A 22056-nucleotide genomic window follows, 5' to 3' on the forward strand; every position below is an offset into this window, starting at 1 on the left:
GCCCCGGGTGCCCCGAGGGGCTGTCGTGAACTCCGGGGAGCTGCTGGAGCGTTCGCTCGCCTACGCGCTGGGGAGCGTGGCCGGGGTCGCGCCCGGGAGCCTGGGGCGGGGCACGCCGTGCGGGGAGTGGGACCTCGGCGAGCTGCTCGGGCATCTCGACGACGCGCTGGAGGCGCTGCACGAGGGGCTCACCGGCGGGCGGATCGGGCTGTTTCCCGGAGTGCCCGGGGCGGATCCGGCGTGCGCGTTCCGCACGCGTGCGTGCGCGGTGCTGGGCGCGTGGGCGACGAGGCCGACGGGGGACACGGGTGAGACGGTCCTGGTGGGCGAACGGCCCCTGGACGTACGGGTGATGGGGGCCGTGGGCGCCGTGGAGATCGCCGTGCACGGCTGGGACGTGGCGCAGGCCTGCGGGCGGCCACGGCCCATCCCGGTCCCGCTGGCGGCCGAACTGCTGCCCGTGGCGCGGTGCGTGGTCGCGCGGGAGGACCGGGGAGAGCGGTTCGGCGCGCAGGTCGCCGTGCCGGCCCGGGCAGGGCTCGACGTCCGGCTGCTGGCGTTCCTCGGGCGGCGCGCGGCCCTTGCGGAGTGAGGGGCGGGTGTCGGCCCGGGGCGCAGGGGTAGACGGGCGCTGACGGCGTTCGCGCAGTCGTGGCCCAGGAGGCCTTCGGCGCCCGGGAGTTGTGACAAAGGGGCGGTGACCGAGGGCTTGTGGAAGGACGCCCACGCTCTTTATAGTCGCAGTGACCATTAAGGGGCGGGGTGGATGGGCCACAAGCAGCCGCAGGGCTACGACAAATACGCCTACGAGCCCTTCGCCGTCACCGTCGACCTCGCCGTCCTCACCATCCGCTCCGGCGCCCTGCACGTCCTGCTCGTCGAGCGCGGCCAGGAGCCCTACGCCGGTCACTGGGCCCTGCCCGGCGGCTTCGTGGAGCCGAGCGAGTCGGCCGAGACGGCCGCGCGGCGCGAACTCGCCGAGGAGACCGGCCTCGCCGACGTCACCGGGCTGCACCTGGAGCAGCTGCGGACCTACAGCGAACCCGACCGCGACCCCCGTATGCGAGTGGTGTCCGTCGCCTTCACCGCGCTGCTGCCCGACGCGCCCGAGCCGAAGGCGGGCAGCGACGCCGCACGGGCCGACTGGCTGGCGTACGACAAGCCCTGGCCGCTCGCCTTCGATCACGACCGGATTCTGGCCGACGCCCACGAACACGTCGGTGCGCAGCTGGAGTTGACCTGCCTGGCCACCGCCTTCTGTCCGGCCGAGTTCACGCTCGGCGAGCTCCGGCACGTCTACGAGACGGTGTGGGGCACCGCCCTGGACCGGCCCAACTTCCGCCGCAAGGTGCTCGCCACGCCCGGCTTCGTCGAACCTGTGCCGGGCGCCGCGCGCCTGACCGGCGGCCGTGGCAAGCCGGCCGCGCTGTACCGCGCGGGCCCCGCGACCACTCTCCAGCCGCCTCTGCTCCGGCCGAACCCGGAAGGACGTTCCGCATGACCAGCACCATCGTCGACAAACGCGCAGCCACAGGGGCTCTGATCGGCCTCGCCCTCGGGGACGCCCTCGGATTCCCGACCGAGTTCAACGACATCCCCTCGATCCTCGCCAAGTTCGGGCCCTGGCGGCAGATGCCACTCATCAAGCCCGCGATCGTCTCCGACGACACGCAGATGACCCTGGCGGTGGCCCGGGGAATGCGCACCGCCATGGACCGCGGGGCGCTCGGCCCCGAGGACATGGCCGTGACCGTACGAAAGGAGTTCATCGCCTGGAACCGCTCCCCGGACAACAACCGCGCGCCGGGCAACACCTGTCTGCGGGCCTGCGAGTTGCTGGAGAACCCGGACCTGCCCTGGCAGGACGCGAGCCAGATGGGCTCCAAGGGCTGCGGTGCCAACATGCGCGTGGCGCCCGTCGGACTCGCCCCCGGGCTGAGCGACGAACAGCGCGCCGGCGCCGCCCAGTTGCAGGCCGCCCTCACCCACGGGCACCCCACGGCACTCGCCGCGTCCGACCTCACCGGGCGCGCCGTGCACCTGCTCGCGCAGGGCGCCGAGCCGGCCGGACTCGTCGAGCAACTGCGGGCGTACGCCGAGGAGAACCGCGGTCACTACCACCAGTCCTGGCTCGGCGACCTGTGGACCCGAAGCCAGGACGGCGGGCCCGAGGAGTACATCGCCCGCGGCTGGCGCGAGTGCCTGGCGATCCTGGACCGGCTGGAGGACGCCGTGCGCACCTTCGATCCGGAGGCCGACCCGTGTCTGGCCACCGGGGCCGGCTGGATCGCCGAAGAGGCCCTGGCGACCGGACTGTTGTGCTTCCTGGGCTTCCCCGACGAGCCGGTCACGGCCATCCGGCGGGCCGCCTACAGCTCCGGCGACTCCGACTCGATCGCCTGCCTGGCCGGAGCCTTCGCGGGCGCCCACCGCGGCAGCGAGGCGTGGCCGACGGAGTGGGCCGACCGCATCGAGTACCAGAGCGACCTGATGACCCTCGGGGCCCTCTGGGACTCCTGACCCGCCCCTCTGGGATTCTTGGGGCATGATCGACACCCTGGACATCGACCTCGGAGCGGTGGTCGCCGAACAGCCCGACCCCGTGCTGTTCGCGACCGTCTCCGGCGCCCACCTCTACGGCTTCCCGTCCCGCGACTCCGACGTGGACCTGCGAGGCGTCCACCTGCTGCCCACCGCCGCGCTCGTGGGCCTGCGCGAGCCCGAGGAGACCCGCTCCCGGATGTGGGACCGGGACGGCGTCGAGATGGACCTGGTCACCCACGACCTGCGCAAGTTCGTACGCCTGATGCTGCGGCGCAACGGCTATGTGCTGGAGCAGCTGCTCTCGCCCCTCGTCGTGCACACCACCGACGCGCACCGCGAACTGGTCGCGCTCGCCCCCGACGTCCTCACCGGCCATCACGCCCACCACTACCGGGGGTTCGCGGTGACGCAGTGGCGGCTGTTCGAGAAGACCGGCGAACTCAAGCCGCTGCTCTACACCTTCCGCGCCCTGCTGACCGGCGTGCACCTCATGCGCAGCGGCGAGGTGCAGGCCCATCTGCCCACGCTGCTCGGCGAGGTGGAGGCGCCCGCCTATCTGCCGGAGCTGATCGCGGCGAAGGCGGAACGCGAGCACGGGGACGCCGACGTGGACCACGCGCGCGTGCTGGCCGACGTGGAGCGGCTGCACGGCGTGCTCGACGAGGCGCAGGAGGCGTCGGCGCTACCCGACGCGCCCGTCGCCCACGACGCCCTGCACGACTTCGTCGTACGGGTCAGGCTGGCGGGCTGAGGCGCGGCGGACACGGATGAGGAAGGCCTCGACGCGGGCCCGGTCCGGCTCCTCGGGGAGCGGGCTGCGCCGCAGGGCCTCGTCGGCCTCGGCCGCCAAGTGGTTCATCCGCCTCTCGACCTCGGGCCAGGAGACCTCGCCGCGCTTGACCGCGAGCAGCGGCTCGCGTCCCTCGCCCACGTCGAGCGTGAGGGCGCCCGTGCGCAGCAGGTCGCGGGCGCTCGCCAGCAGGCGCAGGAGGTGCATCGCGTGCTTCCAGCGCGGGGCGCCGTGCGTACGGATGTCACCTTCCAGCTTCTTGCGCTGGCCGAGCGCGTAGCGCGTGAACGTCCCGTGGACCTGGCGGGAGAGGAACGCCTCGCGCAGGGCGAGGAGTTCACGGCCCGTGTCGTCGACGTACTCGACGAGCGGGGAGTGCAGGCACTCCAGGATGTTCGGGTTCGCGCGCAGCGCCAGCTCGCAGAAGCGCTCCAGCTCCCAGCTGAACTGCTCGGGCGCCGGACCGTCGACATGCGTCGGCGGCTTCTCGAAGCGCCAGAACAGGGGAGTGGGGGCGAGGAAGATCCCCCGGCGGTCGGTGTCGCTGCCCTCCGTCGCCAGTCCGAAGGCCCGCGACCCCATCACGCACGCGTAGACGGTGTGGTCGCGGACCAGGGCCTCGGGCGGCAGGGCAGGTGACAGGCCGGGCGGCAGGTCGCGTGACTGGCTGGTCATGGACGGGACAGTACGGGGACCGTCACGCCAGGGTGATCGAATTTCCCTCCACCTTGATCTGCTCCGCGGGCAGCGGCTTCGGCGCCGGACCCCCTGCCACCGAACCGTCCGCGATCTTGAACTTGCTGCCGTGGCAAGGGCAGTCGATGGTCCCGTCGGCGACCGTGGTCACCGTGCAGCCCTGGTGCGTGCAGATCGCCGAGAAGGCCTTGAAGTCGCCCTTCGCGGGCTGGGTGACCACGACCTTCTCGTCCTTGAAGATCTTGCCGCCGCCGACCGGGATGTCGGTCGTCTTCGCCAACTCCTGACCGCTGGAGGCCTTCACGTCGGAGGATCCGGAGTCACCTTCGTCGCCGTACTTGCTGCACCCCACGGCGAGCGCCGAGGCGCCCGTCGCGAGGAGGACCGTGCGGCGCGTCGAGCGTTGGGTCATGTCGTCACTCCGAAAGTGCGGAAGAACCAGAGGGCGGACGTCAGCCAGATGACGGTCAGCGCGGTGAACACCAGCCCGCCGACGAGCGGCAGCAGCCAGCCGGGCAGCCGCTCCGAGCGAAGCAGCAGCATCTTGGCACTGAACGCACCGAAGAAGAAGCAACCCAGGACGGAGTGCCACAAAACACGCGGTTCGTACGTCTGATAGCCGAGCGCGTACAGGCAGTGCACGGCGACCGGGACCGCCACGAGGAACGCGATCCGGCCCGACCAGCGGTGCAGGGTCGACGACCAGCTCGGGCCCGGCAGCTTGCCGTACATCATGAGCGCGGAGGCCAGCTGGAGGAGCGCGAAGAAGAACGCGGTCGTCGCGAGCCACGACTTCACCGCGGCGGTGCTGCTGAACCCGGCGAGGTTGAAGGCGGTCCCGGCCGGGTCGTGGACCTTGCCGTACACCCCGAGGGCGACCGCCACGGCGGCGGCGACCAGGGCGGGGACCAGATAGCGGGCGGCGCCGAAGGTACGGCGGGGCGGTTCCGGCTGGAAGTACTGCGTGGCGGCGTTCGGGTCGACGGTCATGGTCGGCTCCCTGGGCGGACGGTGGTGTCGCGGACGGAGTGTCAGGGGATGACGGGGCGTGCCGTGAGCTGCTGTCCGTCGACCGTCACCGCACCCGTCTCCGGGTCGATGGCGGGCGCGGCCGAGGGATCCTCGTCGCGGGTGACGATGCCGACCTGCCGGCCGCCCGGCAGGACGATCCAGCCGCCGTCGACCCTGGCGCCGCGCACGGTGGCGGTCGCCCGGTACAGGCCGCCGGGCTTCTTGGCCTTGTCCGCGGTGAAGGCCCAGTGGCCGCCGCGGACGTCGACCGTGCCGCGGATCCGCTTGCCCTCCTTGAGCGTGCCGGTCAGCGAGTCGCCGTTCTTCCCGGTCAGCCGCATGCTCCCGTCGTCCTTGACGTCGCCCTTCAGCCACGACTCCTTGGTGCGGCCGTCGCAGAAGTACGCGACCGCCTTGCCGTCGTGCACGGCGACGGCGACGGCGGACGAGTCGTCGTCGGTACGGCCCGCGTAGTCGGCGTTCGGCACGGGCACCCGGGTCGGGGTCGGCGAGGGACTCGGCGACTGCGCGGGCTTGGTGGGTGACGGCGACGTCGAAGCGGCGGGCGGCTGTTCCTTCTTCGTGGACGAGACGTTCTTCGTCCCCGTCGTCGCGTTGAGCGACAGCATGAACACACCGAGCAGGAGTCCCGCGAGCATGGTCAGCAGCGGTCCTGGACGTTTCATCGAAGCCCTCCCCCGAGGCGAGTTTCCTGCCATCAGAGCGGACCGGCGGCCCCGGCGTAAAGAGGCGCACGGGGGCGTCTCTCGCCAAGTAGCGAAATTGGGTCAATTCGGTGACATTGAGCAGAGTTCGAGGCCGGTCCCGAACAGTACCCGGCCCCTCGCGAAAGGCGTGATCATGGCGGGTGACGATCTCGGTGGACTGCTGGGCGGTCTCCTCGGCGGCGGCAAGGGCGGCGGCTCCGCCGGCTCCGGCGCGGGCATCCTCGGCGCCCTCCTCTCGGCCCTCGGCGGTGCCCAGGGCGCCGGCAGCGGCTCCAACCCACTGGGCGGGCTACTGGACATGCTCACGAAGTCCGGCCTCGCCCAGCAGAAGGACTCCTGGGTCGGCACCGGCGCCAACGACTCCGTGACCGGCGCCCAGATCCAGCAGGCGCTGCCCGACGAGACCCTCGACCAGGTCGCCCGGCAGACCGGCGTCACCCCGGACCAGGCCGCCGACCAGCTGGCCCGGGTACTGCCCGCGGCGGTCGACAAACTGACCCCGAACGGACAGGTGCCCGCCTCGCTGGAGGACCTGGTCAAGCAGCAGCGGTTGTGAGGCGCCGAGCCGTCTCAGCGGGCGGGCGCCGCGCACCGCTGTCAGTCCGGCTGACTACGCTGGACGAGGGAACAGTCGAGCCGTGAGCAAGGAGCTGAGCCGTGGCGGTACGAGCGGTCCGGGGAGCCGTCCAACTGGAGCGGGACGAGGCCGGACACATGGACGAGCAGGTCGGCGCCCTGCTCACCGCCGTCCTGGAGCGGAACGGACTGAGTGCCGAGGACCTGATAAGCATCTGGTTCACGGCCACGCCCGACCTGCACAGCGACTTCCCGGCCGCCGCCGCCCGCAAGCTGGGCATCACCGACGTACCCCTGATCTGTGCCCAGGAACTCGACATCCAGGGCGCCATGCCCCGCGTGGTCCGGATCCTGGCGCACATCGAGTCCGACCGGGCCCGTGCCGACATCGCGCACGTCTACCTCGGCGCCGCGGCCGCCCTGCGCAAGGACATCGCCCAGTGAGAACCGCACTCGTCGTCGGCACCGGACTCATCGGTACGTCCGCCGCGCTCGCCCTGTCCCAGCGGGGCGTCGTCGTCCACCTCACCGACCACGACCCCGAGCAGGCCCGTACGGCCGCGGCCCTGGGCGCCGGCACCGACCAGGCCCCCGAAGGTCCCGTCGACCTCGCGATCGTCGCCGCTCCGCCGGCCCATGTCGCCGGCGTGCTCGCCGACGCCATGCGCCGGGGCGTGGCCCGCGGCTACCTCGACGTCGCCAGCGTCAAGGGCGGCCCACGCCGCGAACTGGAGGCGCTGGGCCTGGACCTGTCGGCGTACATCGGCTCGCACCCCATGTCCGGCCGGGAGAAGTCCGGCCCGCTGGCCGCGACCGGCGACCTCTTCGAGGGCCGCCCCTGGGTGCTGACCCCGACCCGGGACACCGACACCGAGGTGCTTAATCTCGCCCTGGAACTGGTCTCGCACTGCCGTGCCGTACCGGTGGTCATGGACGCCGACGCCCACGACCGCGCCGTCGCACTCGTCTCCCACATGCCCCACCTGGTGTCCAGCATGGTCGCCGCGCGGCTGGAGAACGCCGAGGAGGCGGCCGTGCGGCTGTGCGGGCAGGGCATCCGGGACGTGACGCGGATCGCCGCCTCCGATCCCGCGATGTGGATCGACATCCTCTCCGCGAACCCCGGGCCTGTCGCCGACCTGCTCACCGACGTGGCCGGCGACCTGGAGGAGACGGTGCAGGCCCTGCGCGCCCTGCAGTCCGCCGACGAGGCCAAGCGCGTCGAGGGCACCACCGGCATCCAGGACGTGCTGCGGCGCGGAAACGCGGGTCAGGTCCGGGTCCCCGGCAAGCACGGGTCGGCGCCGCGGTCCTACGAGGTCGTGGCCGTCCTCATCGACGACCAGCCGGGCCAGCTGGCCCGCATCTTCGCTGACGCCGGCCGGGCCGGGGTCAACATCGAGGACGTACGCATCGAGCACGCCACCGGGCAGCAGGCGGGTCTGGTGCAGCTGATGGTGGAGCCGCAGGCCGCGCCCGTCCTCACGGCGTCGCTGCGGGAGCGGGGCTGGGCGATCCGGCAGTGAGCGCGCCGATCATCCGCGGGCAGGGGCCTAACAGGCGGCCGATCGGCCGCCTGTAAGAGGGGACCCGGGAAGCCAGTAACCTTGTGCGGGGCACTTTCGTGCCCCGCACACCACTCACCGCACCGCACCAGGAAGGTGTCCCCCTGTGGAAAACGGCGCCGCCCCGACCGCCCAGGCCGTGATTGTCGCCATCGACGGCCCCGCAGGCACGGGCAAGTCGAGCACGTCGAAGGCCGTCGCCGCACAGCTCGGCCTGAGCTACCTGGACACCGGCGCCCAGTACCGGGCGATCACCTGGTGGATGGTGACCAACGGGATCGACATCGACGACCCGTCGGCGATCGCCGCCGTGACCGGCAAGCCCGAGATCGTCTCCGGCACCGACCCGGCGGACCCGACGATCACGGTCGACGGCGTCGACGTGGCCGGCCCGATCCGCACCCAGGAGGTCTCCTCCAAGGTCAGCGCGGTCAGCGCGGTGCCCGAGGTGCGGGCCAGGATCACCGAGCTGCAGCGGGCCGTGGCGGCGGGTGCGGAGCGCGGCATCGTCGTCGAGGGCCGGGACATCGGTACGACGGTGCTGCCCGACGCCGATGTGAAGGTCTTCCTCACCGCCTCCCCGGAGGCCCGTGCCGCCCGGCGCAGCGGCGAACTCAAGGGCGCCGACGTCAACGCCACTCGCGAGGCCCTGATCAAGCGGGACGCGGCCGACTCCAGCCGGAAGACCTCGCCGCTCGCCAAGGCGGACGACGCGGTCGAGGTGGACACCACCGAGCTCACCCTGACGCAGGTCATCGAGTGTGTCGTCACCCTCGTCGAGGAGAAGCGGGCCCGGAAGTGAGCAGGCCCCCAGCCGCCTCCGAGCGGGGAGCCGAGGTCGGCCGGCGCATCGGCGTCGGGCTGATGTACGGGCTGTGGAAGCCGCGCGTGCTCGGTGCCTGGAAGGTGCCCGCGACCGGCCCGGTGATCTTCGCCGTGAACCACTCGCACAACATCGACGGCCCCATGGTCATGGGCGTGGCACCCCGGCCGACGCACTTCCTGATCAAGCAGGAGGCGTTCATCGGCCCGCTCGACCCGTTCCTGACGGGCATCGGGCAGCTCAAGGTGGACCGCACGACCGCCGACCGCACCGCGATCACCCGGGCGCTGGACGTCCTGGCGGCCGGCGGAGTGCTCGGCATCTTCCCGGAGGGCAGCCGGGGCGAGGGCGACTTCGCCTCCCTGCGCGCCGGGCTCGCCTACTTCGCGGTGCGCGGCAACGCCCCGATCGTGCCCATCGCGGTGCTGGGAAGTTCGCAGCGGCGCGGACGGTTGATAAAGGGGCTGCCTCCGCTGCGCAGCCGTATCGACGTCGTCTTCGGCGACCCCTTCGAGGCGGGCGACGGCAGCGGACGACGTACACGCAGGGCGCTGGACGAGGCGACCGAACGCATCCAGAAGCAGCTCACCGCGCACCTGGAAAACGCCAGGCGGCTGACCGGCCGCTAGGCGACACTGAGTAGTGGATCAAACCGGCGAAACCGGTCGGTCCACCGATCACCACGATGAACGAGGTACGGACTTCATGAACGACCACATCCCCTCCGACGGCCCGGGCGAGGAGCACGAGCACGGAGCCCTCGGCGACGCCGAGTACGCGGAGTTCATGGAGCTCGCCGCCGTCGAGGGCTTCGATCCGGAGGACGTCGAGGGCGCGATCGAGGCGGCCGGACACGGCCCGCTGCCGGTCCTCGCCGTCGTCGGCCGCCCGAACGTCGGCAAGTCGACGCTCGTCAACCGCATCATCGGACGGCGCGAAGCCGTCGTGGAAGACAAGCCGGGCGTCACCCGCGACCGTGTGACGTACGAGGCCGAGTGGTCCGGGCGTCGCTTCAAGGTCGTCGACACCGGCGGCTGGGAGCAGGACGTCCTCGGCATCGACGCGTCCGTGGCAGCGCAGGCCGAGTACGCGATCGAGGCCGCCGACGCCGTCGTGTTCGTGGTCGACGCCAAGGTGGGCGCGACCGACACCGACGAAGCGGTCGTACGACTGCTGCGCAAGGCCAGCAAGCCCGTCGTGCTGGCCGCCAACAAGGTCGACGGCCTCAGCGGCGAGTCCGACGCGGCCTACCTGTGGTCCCTGGGCCTCGGCGAGCCGCACCCCGTCTCCGCGCTGCACGGCCGCGGCACCGGCGACATGCTGGACGCCGTCCTGGAGGCCCTGCCGGAGGCGCCCGAGCAGACCTTCGGCACCGCGGTCGGCGGGCCCCGCCGGATCGCCCTGATCGGCCGCCCGAACGTCGGCAAGTCCTCCCTGCTGAACAAGGTGGCGGGCGAGGAGCGCGTCGTCGTCAACGAGGTCGCGGGCACCACCCGTGACCCGGTCGACGAGCTGATCGACCTCGGCGGTGTCACCTGGAAGTTCGTGGACACCGCGGGCATCCGCAAGCGCGTCCACCTCCAGCAGGGCGCCGACTACTACGCCTCGCTGCGCACCGCGGCCGCCGTCGAGAAGGCAGAGGTCGCGGTCATCCTGATCGACGCCTCCGAGTCCATCTCGATCCAGGACCAGCGCATCGTCACCATGGCCGTGGAGGCGGGGCGCGCGATCGTCCTCGCCTTCAACAAGTGGGACACCCTCGACGAGGAGCGGCGCTACTACCTGGAGCGCGAGATCGAGACCGAGCTCGGCCAGGTCGCCTGGGCGCCCCGGGTGAACATCTCGGCGCGCACCGGCCGGCACATGGAGAAGCTGGTCCCGGGCATCGAGACCGCCCTGGCCGGCTGGGAGACCCGCGTCCCGACGGGCCGGCTGAACGCCTTCCTCGGCGAGCTGGTCGCCGCCCACCCGCACCCGGTCCGCGGCGGCAAGCAGCCCCGCATCCTCTTCGGCACCCAGGCCGGCACCAAGCCCCCGCGGTTCGTGTTCTTCGCCTCCGGCTTCATCGAGGCGGGCTACCGGCGCTTCATCGAGCGCCGCCTGCGCGAGGAGTTCGGCTTCGACGGGACGCCGATCCACATCTCGGTGCGGGTGCGCGAGAAGCGCGGCAAGAAGAAGTAGCTCGACGGCCGGACAGGCTCCCGGCAACGGAAAGGGCGACCCCGATCGGGGTCGCCCTTTCCGTTGCCGGGAGCCGCTGAGTTCAGTGACCCGGTGGCAGCGCCGCGGGCACGTGGTGCATCCGCGTGCCCTGCTGCCCGACCTGCCCGACCTGTCCCACGCGCTGCCACTGCGACTGCTGCCGGGCGCTGTAGGCCCCCGCGCTGTAGGCGCTGTACGAGCTGCTGAACGATCCCGGCCGGTGCCCGCCGTACGCACCCGAACCGCCGTACGCACCCGTACTGTGCGGGATGTTGCCGAAGGCGGTGAAGCCCAGTTCCTCCTCGCCGCTGCGGTCGCCCGGCAGCGTGCGGAAGGACTTGACGTACTCGGCATAGAGCGCGTCGTAGATCGGCGTGGCCGATGGGCCGCTCAGGTAGTCCTGGGCCGACCGCGCGGACGGGATCGGCTGATAGGACTGGCGGCGTGGAACGTCGTATGCGTACACGTATGTCCAAACGACACCGACTGGTCAGGGATGCGGTTGTGCGGTCGGCCTTTTAGGGGCGCGACCTCACGTCCCCGCGAGCGGCATGGCCACCGCGACCAGCTTGCCGTTCGCCGCAGCCTTGTCGATCGCGTCCCGCAGCAGGTCCTCCCGGGGCTGGCGCCCGATCGAGCCGACCGGCGCGGCGAACATCAGTACCTGCTGGTGCTTGTTGGCGGCGGCCCGCCAGCTCTCCGTCACCTGCAGCGGCTGGTGCGCCTGCCACCAGGCCACCGGCTGCCCGCCGTTGGTGCTGGGCTGCAGCACCGCGTGCAGCTGGCCCACGGCGAGCAGCACCGACCAGCCGTGCAGCACCGGCGGCACCTCGGTCAGCTCGGTGAGCGGCATGAAGCCCTGCTCGATGAGGAGCGGCAGGAAGTCATCGCCGGAACCGGTCGTGCCGGGGCGCGCGATGGGCGCGGTCGGCTCGACGACCAGGGCGGGGTGCAACTCCCCGGCGATCAGGACGAGTCCGCTGGTGATGCCGAGCACGGCCTGCTCGGGCACGATCTTCTCCGGCTCCAGGTCCACCGTGTCCCCGGAGATGGACTTCACGGCGCCGCGGAGCTGCTCCTCGGTGACCTGGACGACCTGCGAGGGCAGGCAGCTGGAGTGGGCGAAGGCGAGGACGGCGGTCTCGTCACCGACGAACAGGACGGTGCTGGTGCGCTCCTGTTCGGAGTCGCCCGGGGTGCGGCAGGACGTGCAGTCGTAGCTGCCGGGGGCGTTCTCTCCGGCGAGCAGCCGGTCGGCTTCTTCGTCGCCGATCTCGGCGCGTACCTCGTCGCTGACGTCGAGCATGCGCGGCACGGGTGGCTCCCTCAGGATGTGGTGCCCGGTGGGTCCCGGGCTCATGAAGAAGACAACGGAGGATCTGTGGCGGGAGTCACGCCCCAGGGCGAACGGAATCGACCCATCCAGCGCGGAGGGTCACCGCTCGCGCGGAATCAGGCACTCACCGTCAATTCCTCGGAAATCAAAGGAAGTTGGTTACGTGAACTGAGTCACAGGGCGCCTGGGGCACTGGTCGACAAATCATGAAATCGGCGAATGAAGTGGGTGCCCGAAAATGGCCGATACCCACGGTAACGGCGAACTGGCCTGGAATGACAAGGAGTTGGTTGATACCAACCGGCCCGGCTCCTTAGATTCCTCGGCCGTGTGCACAGAGCACCGCTCGGATACGTCCGCCGACCGCACCAAGCCAGCAGGAATCCAGCACCATCCCCGAGGCGGACGGGGCGGAACGCGCCAACCGCGCCCCAGTGCGCGGAACGCGTCCCGCCTCGGGGGACCCCGGGTTTGTGGAGAGGGATTCACATGTCCGAATGTGTTGATATCAACCGTCCGACCCGCAAGCGCACGACGGCGGTCCTCACCGGAGCGGCTCTGCTCGCCCCGCTCGGACTGCTCGCCGCGACCGGCAACGCCGTGGCGGCGGACGGGGGAGTGTGGGACCGCATCGCCCAGTGCGAGAGCGGCGGCAACTGGCACATCAACACCGGCAACGGCTACTACGGCGGACTTCAGTTCTCCGCCGGCACCTGGCGCGCGTACGGCGGCACGGCCTACGCACCGACCGCCGACAAGGCCTCCAGGGAGCAGCAGATCGCCGTCGCCACCAAGGTCCAGCGCGCCCAGGGCTGGGGCGCCTGGCCGACCTGCTCGACCCGGGCCGGAGCGTACGGCGGCGCACCCGCCGCGGGTTCGCCGGCCACCAAGTCGACGCCGAAGTCGACATCCAAGTCGGCCGGCGGGTCGAACTCCGGCTCCACCACCGAGTCCACCGCGGCGAAGCCGTCGAAGAAGCCGGCCCGTCCGTCGAGCCACCCGGCCCGCGGTGCCTCGCGAGGTGACTACACCGTCCGCGCGGGCGACACGCTGAGCAGGATCGCCGCTCGGCACGGGACCACCTGGCAGCGGCTGTACGCGGCCAACAAGGCCGTCATCGGGGCCGATCCCGATCTGATCGTGCCCGGCCAGCGACTCACCTTCTGAGCCGGTCACGGATCACGCGTCACGTATCAGGCATCAGGCATCAGGGGGTCCTGTCCGGTCTGCCGACCGGGCGGGGCCCCTCGCCCCTCACCCCTCACCCCTCGCTCCAGTTCGCCCGCCTCCCCGCTGAACACGACCGTGCCGCGCCGCAGTTCGTGCACGAAGACGGGCGCGCGGTCCTGGAGCCCGGGCGGCAGCCGCTGTTCGGCGACGACCACGCACGCGTCCAGCGCGGCCAGCAGGTCGTACGTGCGGGCTGCGACCGCCGGTGACATGCCCTGCGCGGGCTCGTCGACGAGCACCACGCGCGCGTGTGCCAACAGGGCGCGGGAGAGGGCGAGCATGCGCTGCTCACCGCCGGAGAGCGTGCCGGCACGGCGCTGGAGCAGGGGGCGCAGCTGCGGATAGGCGTCGAGGGCGGCGGAGTGGTCGCTCGCGGCCAGCTCCAGGTTCTCGCGCACGGTGAGCGAGCCGAACACGGCCTGGCGCTCCGGGGCCAGGCACAGTCCGCGGCGGGCCCGCTCGAACGCAGGCAGCCGCGTCACGTCGTCGCCGTCCCACACCACCGCTCCACCGGACAACGGCACAGTCCCGGCGAGCGCGCGCAGCACGGTCGTACGGCCGGAGCCGTTGCGGCCCAGCAGGACGGTGAGGCCGGGGCCGGGTGCGGCGAGGGTGACGCCGTGCAGGGCCTCCAGGGGGCCGTAGCGCACGCGTGCGTGCCGCAGGGAGATGGATGTGGGGGCCGCGCGGGAATCGGTCATACGCCGGCCTCACGCGTGCCGGGCGTGCCGAGTGTCTCCAGGACGTGGTCCGGGGGGCCCGAGGCGACGATGCGGCCCGCCGCCATCACGTGGACGACGTCGGCCAGGTCGGCGACGAGATCGAGGTCGTGCTCGACCACGAGGAGGGCGGTTCCGTCGGCGGCCAGCGCCTTCAGCACCCGGGCCATGGCGGCGACTTCGGCGTCGTCGAGGCCCGCGGCCGGCTCGTCGAGCAGCAGCACGCGCGGGCCGCCGGCGAGGGCCCGGGCCAGTTCGACGCGGCGCAGGGTGCCGGTGGGCAGGCCGGCGGCGGGCAGCCCCCGTACCGGCCCGTCGAGCCCGAACAGCCGCAGGGCCCGCTCCACGGCGTCCGGATCGGCGACCCGGCCCTGTTCGGCACCCACACGGACGTTCTCGGCCACGGTCAACGACGGGAAGACGGCCAGCTGTTGGAACGTCCGGGCGATGCCGAGCCGGGTACGGGCGTGCGTCGCCAGCCGCGTGATGTCCCGCCCACCGAAACGCACTTGCCCGCGCGCGGGCCGCACGGTCCCGGCCAGACAGTGGAACAGGGTGCTCTTCCCGGCCCCGTTGGGCCCGACCACGGCGGTGACCTGGCCGGGCCGCACGTCGAGATCGACCCCGTCGAGCGCGGTGAAGCCGCCGTAACGGGCGCGGAGGGCGCGGGCGGAGAGGACGTGTGCGGAGGCGGTCGCCGTGGGCAGGGTGGGCGCGATCCGGGAGTTGGGGGGTGTGAGGGTGGCGGAGGTGGCGTTGCCGGGGTTCGAAGGGGTGGCAGACGTGGCGGTTGCGGGGATCGGGGCGCGCGAGGCACCGGCCGGCGCTCCCACCGGCCGCACCCTCGTCCGTACTCGCACCCCCCTCGCGGTCAGCGTCGCCCTCCGGCGCAGCCGCAGCCGCCCCGCTGCCGCCCGCAGAGCCTCGTAAGGCCCCCCGGGGAAACGGCCGACCAGTATCGCCAGTACGCCGATCAGGGCCGCCGCCACGCCACCCCGGGCGCCCGCGTCCAGGCCGACCAGGAGGGCCGCCGCGGCCAGGGCGCCCAGGGTGCTGTCCGCGCCCAGGACCACGACCGCGGCGAACCAGAGGAGGCCGCGCACGGGGTCGTAGGCGCCGGGATCGAAGGCGCGCAGGCCCATGCCGAGCATGCCGCCGCCGAGGGCGGCCAGGGCGGCGCCGAAGACGAACGCGAGGAGTTTGAGGGACGGAACGCGGACGCCCGCCGCCGACGCACCCGACTCGTGGTCCCGCATGGCCGCGAGAGCCCGGCCGGTACGGCCCCCGCGCAACGCGTGCGCGGCCAGCAGGGCGGCCGCCAGCAGGGCCAACTCCAGGACGTAGTACGCGCGGTCGCCGTCGAAGCCCGCCGGGCGGTCCAGGGAGAGTCCGGACGTGGCGTACGGCTGCGCGAACACGAAGCGGCTCACGCCGACGCCCACCGCGAAGGTCGCGAGCGCCAGTGCGAGGCCCTGGCGGCCGATCGCGGGCCAGCCGGTCAGCAGACCCAGCGGCGCGACCAGGACGACCGCCAGCGCGAGGGCGGCCAGCTCGGGCAGGCGGGGCAGGCCCGGGAAGCGGCCCGCCGCCAGCAGCGCCGTGAACAGGGCGCCCAGGCCCGCGTACGCCGCCTGGCCCAGGGCGAGTTGGCCGCCGCGTCCGGTGACGACCACCAGGGACAGCAGCACCACGCCCAGCGCCGGCACCTGGACGGACGTATGAAGGTCCGAGCCCGCGAGGCCGAGGGGGAGGAGGAAGAGGATCACCGCCACTGTCCACGCGCCCGGTGGCGTCGGCACGCGCGCGGTGGCGGTGCGGGGGAGGGCGTCGCGGGTGCCGACGCGGGGCAGCACCAGGGCCGCCACCAGCAGGCCGACCACGAACAGGTTCGCGCCGACCGCCTGGAGCAGCTGCTCGCCCCGGCCCGACGGGTGCAGCCGCGTCAACTGGCTCTGTGCCACCCCGATCCCGAGGGCCACCACCACGGCGACCGGCAGGCTGCGCATCCGCGCGGCCACCGCCACCGCCACGACCTCCATCACGAGCAGCGGCAGCCCGTACGGGTCGAGACGGACGTACGGCGCCAGCAGGACGCCCGTCAGGCCCGCCGTGAACGCCCCGAACGCCCAGCCCGCGGCGGCCACCCGGTCCGCGTCGATCCCGCCGAGCACGGCCAGTCGGCGGTCGTCCACCACCGCCCGCAGCTCCCGCCCGAAGCGCGTCCAGCGGATCACCGCCCCGACCCCGGCGGCCAAGACGAGGACGACCGCCAACTGCCCCCAGGGATCCGCCGACACCAGCTCGGGCGCGTCGTCCCGCGCCCCCTGGCCCCACACCAGCGCCGCCCCGCCGACCAGCAGCACGAAGACCCCGATCGAGGCGACCAGCGTCTGCGCGGGGTCGCCGCCCAGGATCGCCAACGGGCGGAAGACGAACCGTTCCAGCACCACACCGAGCGCCGGTGCCAGCGCCACCAGCGTCACCGCCGCGGCCGGCCACAGCGGCCAGCCCCACTCGACCACGCACTGCCGCAGCACGTACGCGCACACCATGGCGATCGCCCCGTGCGCGAAGTTGAGCACTCCGGTCGCGCGGTACGTCACGATCAGGCCGATCCCGGTGAGCGCGGCGGCGCTGCCCACCGAGAGCCCGGCGAGCGTGAGGTCGTACGTCAGGGACGACATCAGTCGGTTTCCGCGGCGGGCTCACAGATGGGACAGGGCCCCAGCTCGCCGCTCGCCAGGAGCTTGGCGTCCACCGGGACCGCCTCCGCCTTGCCGGCCACCAGCGGGCAGTCCGCGCGGTGGAAGAGCGTGCCGCCGGGCACCATCAGCAGGTCCCCGCTGACCGCGAGGGGCGCGGTGACCAACAGCCCGGAGTCGTCGGCGTCGGCGGGATCGGCGGTGACCAGGAGGCCGTAGAGCTCGTCCACGCGCGCGGCGGCGGCCGTCGTGCGGCCGTGGGTGAGCAACACCGCCGCGGCGACGAGCAGGGCCGCGCCGGGGATCGTGCAGGAGGCCAGGTAGGGCAGTTGCCGCTCGGCGTACCGCTCGCCGGAGACGCCGTACCAGCCGATCACGCACAGCACCGCGCCCGCGGCGAGCGCGGCCCAGCCGGCCCACAGGACGGGATGCACACTCCGCAGTCGGGCTGTCCGCATTTCCGGCTCCCCCACGTCATGAGTCTGTCCATGTCAGCCAATGGCTTGCACTATGCCTTCTGTCAGCTGTCCCTGAAAGCACCGGGCGCGCCTTGCCCGGACCGACACCCGGTGGTGAGCCAGATGGTTCTCGGGAGCGACCTCAGGCGGGGGAACGGTCGATGGAGGGCGGGTGCGGTCGCCCTGGTCCTGGCGCTCGCTCCGGTCCTGGCGGCGTGCGGCGACGACAGCGGCGGGAGCGGCAGCGCACCGCCCACTCCGTCCGTGGAGCGGACCACGAGCGCGCCGGCGACGGCCCCCGCGGACCCGGCGGCGGCCGAGCGGCAGGTCAAGGCCAACTGGGAGAAGTTCTTCGACCCGAAGACCGCCACGAAGGACAAGCAGGCCGTCCTGGAGAACGGCGACGAGATGGGGCCGGTGCTGCGGGCCTTCAGCGGCGACAAACGCGGCGGACAGGTGCAGGCGCAGGTCACCACGGTCGAGTTCACCAAGGCGGACGAGGCGACCGTGACCTACTCACTGACCCTCAACGGCGCCACCGCGCTGCCGAAGGCCTCCGGGACCTCGGTCGAGCAGGACGGCACCTGGAAGGTGTCCGTCAACACGCTGTGCGCGCTGGTGGCGTTGAGCGGCGATGCCTCGCAGTCGCCCGCGGCGGGCTGCTGAGGCGGCGGCTGCCGCGGCGCTGCTCCTGCTGGGCACGGCGTGCGGCAGCCGGCTGCCGGAGAGCGACTTCGGGTCCGGCACGCGCACGCCCGTGCCCGCGCGCACCGACACCGCCCCGATCCGCGTCGGCATCATCACCAGCGTCACCAGCCCGGTCGGCGGCGACACCTTCACCGGCCCGCGCGGCGGCGCCAAGGCCTGGTTCGACCGCCTCAACGCGCGCGGGGGCATCGACGGCCGGCCCGTCGAGGTGCGGGAGTGCGACGACGGCGGCAGCGGGGTCGGCAACAACACCTGCGTGCACCGGCTGATCGACGAGGACAAGGTGGTCGCCCTGGTCGCCACCACCGCGCTGGACTACGCGGGTGCCTCCCGGGTCTCCCACGCGCGCGTGCCCGACATCGGCGGCCAGCCCATCGGCGCCGCCTACGACACCTGGCCGCACCTCTACGGCATCTACGGCAGCCTCGCGCCCCGAAACGGCACCCCGGGCTGGGGCGGCAAGCTGTACGGCGGCACGGAGGTCTACCGGTACTTCAAGCGCACGCAGGGCGCCCGTACGGCCGCCGTGGTCTCGTACAACCAGGCCGCGTCCGCCGCCTACGCCCGGCTCGTCGAACAGGGGCTGCGGGCCGAGGGCTACAAGGTCGTCACCGAGCAGGTGGACTTCGCGCTGCCCAACTTCCGCGCCGCCGCGGCCGACCTGAAGCAGCAGGGCGCCGACCTGGTCTTCGACGCCATCGACACGCACGGCAACGCGCAGCTGTGCGAGGCCATGGACGAGGTCGGCGCCGACGTCATCGCCAAGGTCACCAACGTGCAGAACTGGACGTCCACCGTTCCCGACGACTACAAGGACGCGCCGCGCTGCCGCAACGCGCTGTGGGCGACCGGGTCGAGCCGTGACTTCGAGGACACGTCCAACCCGGCCGTACGGGAGTTCCGGGACGCCACCAAGGGCCTCAAGACGCACTCCCAGTGGCAGGTGGAGGGCTGGGCGGCGGCGATGTGGTTCACGGACGCGGCGAAGGCGTGTGCGAGGACGACGACCGGCGTCACGCGCGCGTGCGTCGACGGCTTCATGAACCGGAGCGAGCACTACACCGCCGACGGCTTGCTGGTTCCCGTCTCCTTCGAGCGACTGGCCGAACCGCCCAAGGCACGCAGGACGTGTCTGTCGGTCGCTCGGTGGCAGGACGGAAGGGGGTGGGTCCCGCAAGGAGACATGAACAGCACTTGTTTCGAGGTGCCCCAACTCCCCTACAGCCCTTGATAGAGACTTCGACCATGTTGGAGACCTCGGCACGACTCCTGCGCCTGCTCTCGCTCCTGCAGGCCCACCGCGAGTGGTCCGGCGCCGACCTGGCCGACCGGCTCGGGGTCACCCCGCGCACCGTGCGCCGGGACGTCGACCGGCTGCGGGAACTGGGCTACCCCGTCAACGCCAGCCCGGGCACCGGCGGTGGCTACCAGCTGGGCGCGGGCGCGGAGTTGCCGCCGCTGCTCCTTGACGACGACGAGGCGGTCGCGGTGGCCGTCGGCCTGCGTACGGCCGCCGGTCAGGGCATCGAAGGCATCGGCGAGACCTCCGTGCGGGCGCTCGCCAAGCTGGAGCAGGTCCTGCCGACCCGGCTGCGCCGCCGAGTGGGCGCCCTGAACGCCTTCACCGTGCCGATGCTCCGCGGCCCCCGGCCCTCCGCCGTGGACCCGGCCGTCCTGACGGAGATCGCCCACCTCTGCCGGGACTCCGAACGGCTGCGCTTCGAGTACCGCAGCCACGACGGCGCCCCCACCCGCCGCACCGTCGAACCGCACCGCCTGGTGTGCACCGAGCACCGCTGGTACCTGGTCGCCTGGGACCTGGACCGCGCGGACTGGCGTACGTTCCGCGTCGACCGCATCACCCCGAAGCCGCCGCACGGCCCGCGCTTCGCCCCGCGCACACCGCCCGCCGAGGACCTCGCCGCGTACGTCTCGAAGGGCGTCTCCACGCGCGCGTACGCCACGCACGCCGTCGTCCGCCTGCTGGTGCCCCTGGCGGAGGCGGCGGAGCGCATCTCGCCCTCGTCCGGGCAGCTGGAGGCGGACGGGCCCGACGCCTGCATTCTGCGCACCGGGGCCGCGAGTCTCGACGTGATGGTCATTCACGTGATGCTGACGGGCTTCGAGTTCGAGGTGCTGGAGCCGGTCGAACTCACCGAGGCGATCAGGACGGCCCGTGATCGCCTGACCCGCTCGTTGACCCGGTCCTGAGCCGGACAGACACCGTGCGGCGGTGCGGCGATTGTGTGCTGGAACCGTGTATTTCCTATGCGTCGTCAGCTCCCGAGGGACCCCGCGGAATCGGCCTGGAATGCACCCCTGGCGGTGTCCGCGGAGGCGGTCCCGGGGAGTTCCCGCGGCACTTTTCGGCGGACTATAAGAAGAGCTCTCACGGCACCCGGGAATTGCGTTCGATTACCGCCGGAAGGCGTACCGAAGCACTCGCCCGTCTGGCGGAGTTCGGACGAAACGCGTGTCGTGATCCTGTGACAGAAGCGTGACCGGAGGCGGATACGGGACCCGTGGCCCGGCCTCGGCTTCCCTGCCCGCCCGGCAGGGCCTAGCGTGGCGGCATGGCACCGATTCCGACTCCTCCAGCGGAGCCCCAGGACAGTCCGGACGGATACGTCGGCCTCGCCGCGACGGACGCCGAGCGGCGTGCGCGCGAGCGGGGGTGGTCCACGGTGCGCTCGCTGCCACCGGGGGCGATCATCACGATGGAGTACCGCGTGGGCCGGCTGAACTTCGAGGTCAGGAACGGCAGCGTGGCCCGAGCCTGGAAGGGCTGACCGAACGCAGAGCGAAGGCCCGGGTTCCTGTCCAGGAACCCGGGCCTTCGCTCTGCGGGGATGGTGGTGCGTACCGACCCCGCTGTCCTTGTCGCCGGTCGTGCCGTCGATCGGATGCCGGTCAGGCGCCCGTCACCGGGCGGGCCGGGGCCGGGGTCCCGCGCGGCGCACGGTCCGCGTGCGGTGGGCGGCGGCTGCCGACCGGGGTGACCGGTGTGCGCTCCGCGCGCGTGGTGTGCGGGCCCGGGGCCAGATAGGCGGGCGCCCGGGCGGAGCGGGAGACCGAGGCCGGCTCGTGCGCCGCGGCCTCGTCCGGTGCCGTCGAGTGCGGCTTGACCAGCACGGGTGCCCCCACGGGGAGGGCCGGCGCGGGCGCCCCGACGGGAGTACGGGCCCGCCAGCGGTCGCGCAGGTCGAAGATCGCGGTCTCGGCGCGGGTGATCAGCGGCTCGCACCAGGGCAGGGCGAGCAGGACCAGCAGACCGGCGGCCCAGCCGAGGAGGACGTCGCTCAGCCAGTGCGTACCGAGGTAGACGGTGGCCATGCCGACGCCGAGCGAGGTGACCGCGGAGACGGCCGACAGCCAGCGGCGGGTTCGCGGGCTGGACGCCAGATAGGCCAGGATTCCCCAGGTGACCACGGCGTTCGCGGTGTGACCGCTCGGAAATATATCGCCGCCCAGACCCATCTCGTTCGAGCCGATCGTGGTCGCGTAGTGCGGCCCGAGGCGGCCCATGCCGAGCTTGGCGGCGCCGACGGTGATGTTCAGCAGAAGCAGCGAGGCGCCCAGGGTGAGCATGGGGCGCAGGGTGTGCTGCCGCCAGGAGCGCCAGCCCAGCCAGGCGGCGACCATCACCGCGGTCGGGCCGCGCTGGCCGAGCACCACGTAGTAGTCGACGAACCAGTGGATGCCCTGCCACTGCTGGTACGGGCGGAAGAACATGACCTGCCAGTCGAGGCGGACCAGCCACGAGGTGGTCACCACGGCCCACACGATCGCCAGATAGAAGGCCAGGGTCCCGGTAAGGAGGGCGACCCTGTGCCTGCTCATCTTCGGCACATCGATGTGGGCCGGGCGTTCCGGCTCTCGGTCGAGCCTGGCGAACACCCGGTCCAGACGGGTGAGGGTTCGTTCGGTACGCACCCAATCGACGTTACAGCGAGTGAGCTCAGTTCCCG

General features: G+C 72.4%; 25 protein-coding genes. 15 read left to right on the top strand and 10 right to left on the bottom strand.

Annotation, left to right across the window (positions count from 1 at the left end; all coding sequences use genetic code 11):
- Window positions 1–25 precede the first annotated feature (25 nt).
- The 4 genes from ACIQI8_RS38135 to ACIQI8_RS38150 all read left to right on the top strand — a co-directional run bounded on the left by ACIQI8_RS38135 (window position 26) and on the right by ACIQI8_RS38150 (window position 3295).
- Complete coding sequence (locus ACIQI8_RS38135) at window positions 26–592, top strand: TIGR03086 family metal-binding protein (protein ID WP_402361449.1); 567 nt, start codon at window positions 26–28, stop codon at window positions 590–592.
- 174 nt (window positions 593–766) lie between these two features.
- Window positions 767–1501 carry an NUDIX hydrolase gene (locus ACIQI8_RS38140; protein WP_402361453.1) on the top strand — a complete coding sequence of 245 codons (735 nt, stop codon included), beginning with the start codon at window positions 767–769 and terminating at the stop codon, window positions 1499–1501.
- Window positions 1498–2520 carry an ADP-ribosylglycohydrolase family protein gene (locus ACIQI8_RS38145; protein ID WP_402361455.1) on the top strand — a complete coding sequence of 341 codons (1023 nt, stop codon included), beginning with the start codon at window positions 1498–1500 and terminating at the stop codon, window positions 2518–2520. Before ACIQI8_RS38140 ends, ACIQI8_RS38145 begins: the two co-directional genes overlap by 4 nt.
- A gap of 25 nt (window positions 2521–2545) precedes the next feature.
- Window positions 2546–3295 (top strand): DNA polymerase beta superfamily protein, encoded by a 750-nt coding sequence (locus ACIQI8_RS38150; protein WP_402361458.1) that lies wholly within the window; start codon window positions 2546–2548, stop codon window positions 3293–3295.
- On the opposite strand, the gene ACIQI8_RS38155 is transcribed toward ACIQI8_RS38150, so the two are convergent.
- The 4 genes from ACIQI8_RS38155 to ACIQI8_RS38170 form a co-directional block, all read right to left on the bottom strand.
- The gene (locus ACIQI8_RS38155; protein ID WP_402362762.1) at window positions 3227–3964 is read right to left on the bottom strand and encodes a DNA polymerase beta superfamily protein; all 738 of its coding nucleotides are present in this window, start codon (window positions 3962–3964) and stop codon (window positions 3227–3229) included. The genes ACIQI8_RS38150 and ACIQI8_RS38155 overlap by 69 nt on opposite strands.
- Before the next feature lie 67 nt (window positions 3965–4031).
- Window positions 4032–4442, bottom strand: coding sequence for a Rieske (2Fe-2S) protein (locus tag ACIQI8_RS38160; RefSeq protein WP_402361461.1), 411 nt, complete (start codon window positions 4440–4442; stop codon window positions 4032–4034).
- Window positions 4439–5020 carry a DUF6529 family protein gene (locus tag ACIQI8_RS38165; protein ID WP_402361463.1) on the bottom strand — a complete coding sequence of 194 codons (582 nt, stop codon included), beginning with the start codon at window positions 5018–5020 and terminating at the stop codon, window positions 4439–4441. Before ACIQI8_RS38165 ends, ACIQI8_RS38160 begins: the two co-directional genes overlap by 4 nt.
- Before the next feature lie 41 nt (window positions 5021–5061).
- Window positions 5062–5727: a hypothetical protein gene (locus tag ACIQI8_RS38170; RefSeq protein ID WP_402361466.1), complete on the bottom strand. Its 666-nt coding sequence runs from the start codon at window positions 5725–5727 to the stop codon at window positions 5062–5064.
- A gap of 169 nt (window positions 5728–5896) precedes the next feature.
- Between ACIQI8_RS38170 and ACIQI8_RS38175 the strand changes: the two genes are divergently transcribed.
- From ACIQI8_RS38175 to der, 6 genes are all read left to right on the top strand, one after another.
- Entirely contained in the window at window positions 5897–6325 is a 429-nt protein-coding gene (locus ACIQI8_RS38175) for a YidB family protein (RefSeq protein ID WP_402361469.1), read from the top strand.
- A 101-nt stretch (window positions 6326–6426) separates the two neighbouring features.
- On the top strand, window positions 6427–6789 hold the full coding sequence (aroH, locus tag ACIQI8_RS38180; protein ID WP_124002491.1) for a chorismate mutase: 363 nt from the start codon (window positions 6427–6429) through the stop codon (window positions 6787–6789).
- A complete protein-coding gene (locus ACIQI8_RS38185) occupies window positions 6786–7871 on the top strand; it encodes a prephenate dehydrogenase (RefSeq protein WP_402361472.1) in 1086 nt (361 codons plus the stop codon). The genes aroH and ACIQI8_RS38185 overlap by 4 nt, the downstream gene beginning before the upstream one ends.
- 145 nt (window positions 7872–8016) lie before the next feature.
- A complete protein-coding gene (cmk, locus tag ACIQI8_RS38190; protein WP_402361475.1) occupies window positions 8017–8712 on the top strand; it encodes a (d)CMP kinase in 696 nt (231 codons plus the stop codon).
- Window positions 8709–9362 carry a lysophospholipid acyltransferase family protein gene (locus ACIQI8_RS38195; RefSeq protein ID WP_402361478.1) on the top strand — a complete coding sequence of 218 codons (654 nt, stop codon included), beginning with the start codon at window positions 8709–8711 and terminating at the stop codon, window positions 9360–9362. The genes cmk and ACIQI8_RS38195 overlap by 4 nt, the downstream gene beginning before the upstream one ends.
- 76 nt (window positions 9363–9438) lie before the next feature.
- The gene (gene der, locus ACIQI8_RS38200) at window positions 9439–10914 is read left to right on the top strand and encodes a ribosome biogenesis GTPase Der (RefSeq protein ID WP_402361480.1); all 1476 of its coding nucleotides are present in this window, start codon (window positions 9439–9441) and stop codon (window positions 10912–10914) included.
- A gap of 82 nt (window positions 10915–10996) precedes the next feature.
- Here der and ACIQI8_RS38205 read toward each other — a convergent pair whose 3' ends face one another.
- On the bottom strand, window positions 10997–11401 hold the full coding sequence (locus ACIQI8_RS38205; protein ID WP_402361483.1) for a hypothetical protein: 405 nt from the start codon (window positions 11399–11401) through the stop codon (window positions 10997–10999).
- Window positions 11402–11467: 66 nt separating this feature from the next.
- Window positions 11468–12250 (bottom strand): hypothetical protein, encoded by a 783-nt coding sequence (locus tag ACIQI8_RS38210; protein WP_402361486.1) that lies wholly within the window; start codon window positions 12248–12250, stop codon window positions 11468–11470.
- Between the two features lie 510 nt (window positions 12251–12760).
- Between ACIQI8_RS38210 and ACIQI8_RS38215 the strand changes: the two genes are divergently transcribed.
- A complete protein-coding gene (locus tag ACIQI8_RS38215) occupies window positions 12761–13438 on the top strand; it encodes a transglycosylase family protein (RefSeq protein ID WP_402361489.1) in 678 nt (225 codons plus the stop codon).
- A gap of 26 nt (window positions 13439–13464) precedes the next feature.
- Here ACIQI8_RS38215 and ACIQI8_RS38220 read toward each other — a convergent pair whose 3' ends face one another.
- Genes ACIQI8_RS38220 through ACIQI8_RS38230 form a run of 3 tightly spaced genes read right to left on the bottom strand, consistent with a single transcriptional unit; the run spans window position 13465 to window position 17380 of the window.
- A complete protein-coding gene (locus ACIQI8_RS38220; protein ID WP_402361492.1) occupies window positions 13465–14202 on the bottom strand; it encodes an ATP-binding cassette domain-containing protein in 738 nt (245 codons plus the stop codon).
- Window positions 14199–16904, bottom strand: a complete 2706-nt coding sequence (locus ACIQI8_RS38225) for an ATP-binding cassette domain-containing protein (RefSeq protein WP_402361495.1) — start codon at window positions 16902–16904, stop codon at window positions 14199–14201. Before ACIQI8_RS38225 ends, ACIQI8_RS38220 begins: the two co-directional genes overlap by 4 nt.
- Window positions 16904–17380 (bottom strand): hypothetical protein, encoded by a 477-nt coding sequence (locus ACIQI8_RS38230; protein WP_402361498.1) that lies wholly within the window; start codon window positions 17378–17380, stop codon window positions 16904–16906. The genes ACIQI8_RS38225 and ACIQI8_RS38230 overlap by 1 nt, the downstream gene beginning before the upstream one ends.
- Window positions 17381–17503: 123 nt before the next feature.
- Between ACIQI8_RS38230 and ACIQI8_RS38235 the strand changes: the two genes are divergently transcribed.
- From ACIQI8_RS38235 to ACIQI8_RS38250, 4 genes are all read left to right on the top strand, one after another.
- On the top strand, window positions 17504–18046 hold the full coding sequence (locus ACIQI8_RS38235; RefSeq protein WP_402361501.1) for a hypothetical protein: 543 nt from the start codon (window positions 17504–17506) through the stop codon (window positions 18044–18046).
- Complete coding sequence (locus tag ACIQI8_RS38240; protein ID WP_402361504.1) at window positions 18015–19319, top strand: ABC transporter substrate-binding protein; 1305 nt, start codon at window positions 18015–18017, stop codon at window positions 19317–19319. The genes ACIQI8_RS38235 and ACIQI8_RS38240 overlap by 32 nt, the downstream gene beginning before the upstream one ends.
- Before the next feature lie 14 nt (window positions 19320–19333).
- Window positions 19334–20299 (top strand): helix-turn-helix transcriptional regulator, encoded by a 966-nt coding sequence (locus tag ACIQI8_RS38245; protein ID WP_402361507.1) that lies wholly within the window; start codon window positions 19334–19336, stop codon window positions 20297–20299.
- A gap of 362 nt (window positions 20300–20661) precedes the next feature.
- Entirely contained in the window at window positions 20662–20877 is a 216-nt protein-coding gene (locus ACIQI8_RS38250; RefSeq protein WP_124002505.1) for an I78 family peptidase inhibitor, read from the top strand.
- 121 nt (window positions 20878–20998) lie between these two features.
- Here ACIQI8_RS38250 and ACIQI8_RS38255 read toward each other — a convergent pair whose 3' ends face one another.
- Window positions 20999–22021: a phosphatase PAP2 family protein gene (locus ACIQI8_RS38255; protein WP_402361510.1), complete on the bottom strand. Its 1023-nt coding sequence runs from the start codon at window positions 22019–22021 to the stop codon at window positions 20999–21001.
- Window positions 22022–22056 lie beyond the last annotated feature (35 nt).

The organism is Streptomyces sp. NPDC092369 (assembly GCF_044755245.1).
Lineage (GTDB): Bacteria > Actinomycetota > Actinomycetes > Streptomycetales > Streptomycetaceae > Streptomyces.

Coding starts and splice junctions, on each gene's coding strand:
- ACIQI8_RS38140 (WP_402361453.1), top strand. CDS start 767: ATGGGCCACAAGCAGCCGCAGGGCTACGACAAATACGCCTACGAGCCC.
- ACIQI8_RS38145 (WP_402361455.1), top strand. CDS start 1,498: ATGACCAGCACCATCGTCGACAAACGCGCAGCCACAGGGGCTCTGATC.
- ACIQI8_RS38150 (WP_402361458.1), top strand. CDS start 2,546: ATGATCGACACCCTGGACATCGACCTCGGAGCGGTGGTCGCCGAACAG.
- ACIQI8_RS38160 (WP_402361461.1), bottom strand. CDS start 4,442: ATGACCCAACGCTCGACGCGCCGCACGGTCCTCCTCGCGACGGGCGCC.
- ACIQI8_RS38165 (WP_402361463.1), bottom strand. CDS start 5,020: ATGACCGTCGACCCGAACGCCGCCACGCAGTACTTCCAGCCGGAACCG.
- ACIQI8_RS38170 (WP_402361466.1), bottom strand. CDS start 5,727: ATGAAACGTCCAGGACCGCTGCTGACCATGCTCGCGGGACTCCTGCTC.
- der (WP_402361480.1), top strand. CDS start 9,439: ATGAACGACCACATCCCCTCCGACGGCCCGGGCGAGGAGCACGAGCAC.
- ACIQI8_RS38215 (WP_402361489.1), top strand. CDS start 12,761: ATGTCCGAATGTGTTGATATCAACCGTCCGACCCGCAAGCGCACGACG.
- ACIQI8_RS38220 (WP_402361492.1), bottom strand. CDS start 14,202: ATGACCGATTCCCGCGCGGCCCCCACATCCATCTCCCTGCGGCACGCA.
- ACIQI8_RS38225 (WP_402361495.1), bottom strand. CDS start 16,904: ATGTCGTCCCTGACGTACGACCTCACGCTCGCCGGGCTCTCGGTGGGC.
- ACIQI8_RS38230 (WP_402361498.1), bottom strand. CDS start 17,380: ATGCGGACAGCCCGACTGCGGAGTGTGCATCCCGTCCTGTGGGCCGGC.
- ACIQI8_RS38235 (WP_402361501.1), top strand. CDS start 17,504: ATGGTTCTCGGGAGCGACCTCAGGCGGGGGAACGGTCGATGGAGGGCG.
- ACIQI8_RS38240 (WP_402361504.1), top strand. CDS start 18,015: ATGCCTCGCAGTCGCCCGCGGCGGGCTGCTGAGGCGGCGGCTGCCGCG.
- ACIQI8_RS38245 (WP_402361507.1), top strand. CDS start 19,334: ATGTTGGAGACCTCGGCACGACTCCTGCGCCTGCTCTCGCTCCTGCAG.
- ACIQI8_RS38250 (WP_124002505.1), top strand. CDS start 20,662: ATGGCACCGATTCCGACTCCTCCAGCGGAGCCCCAGGACAGTCCGGAC.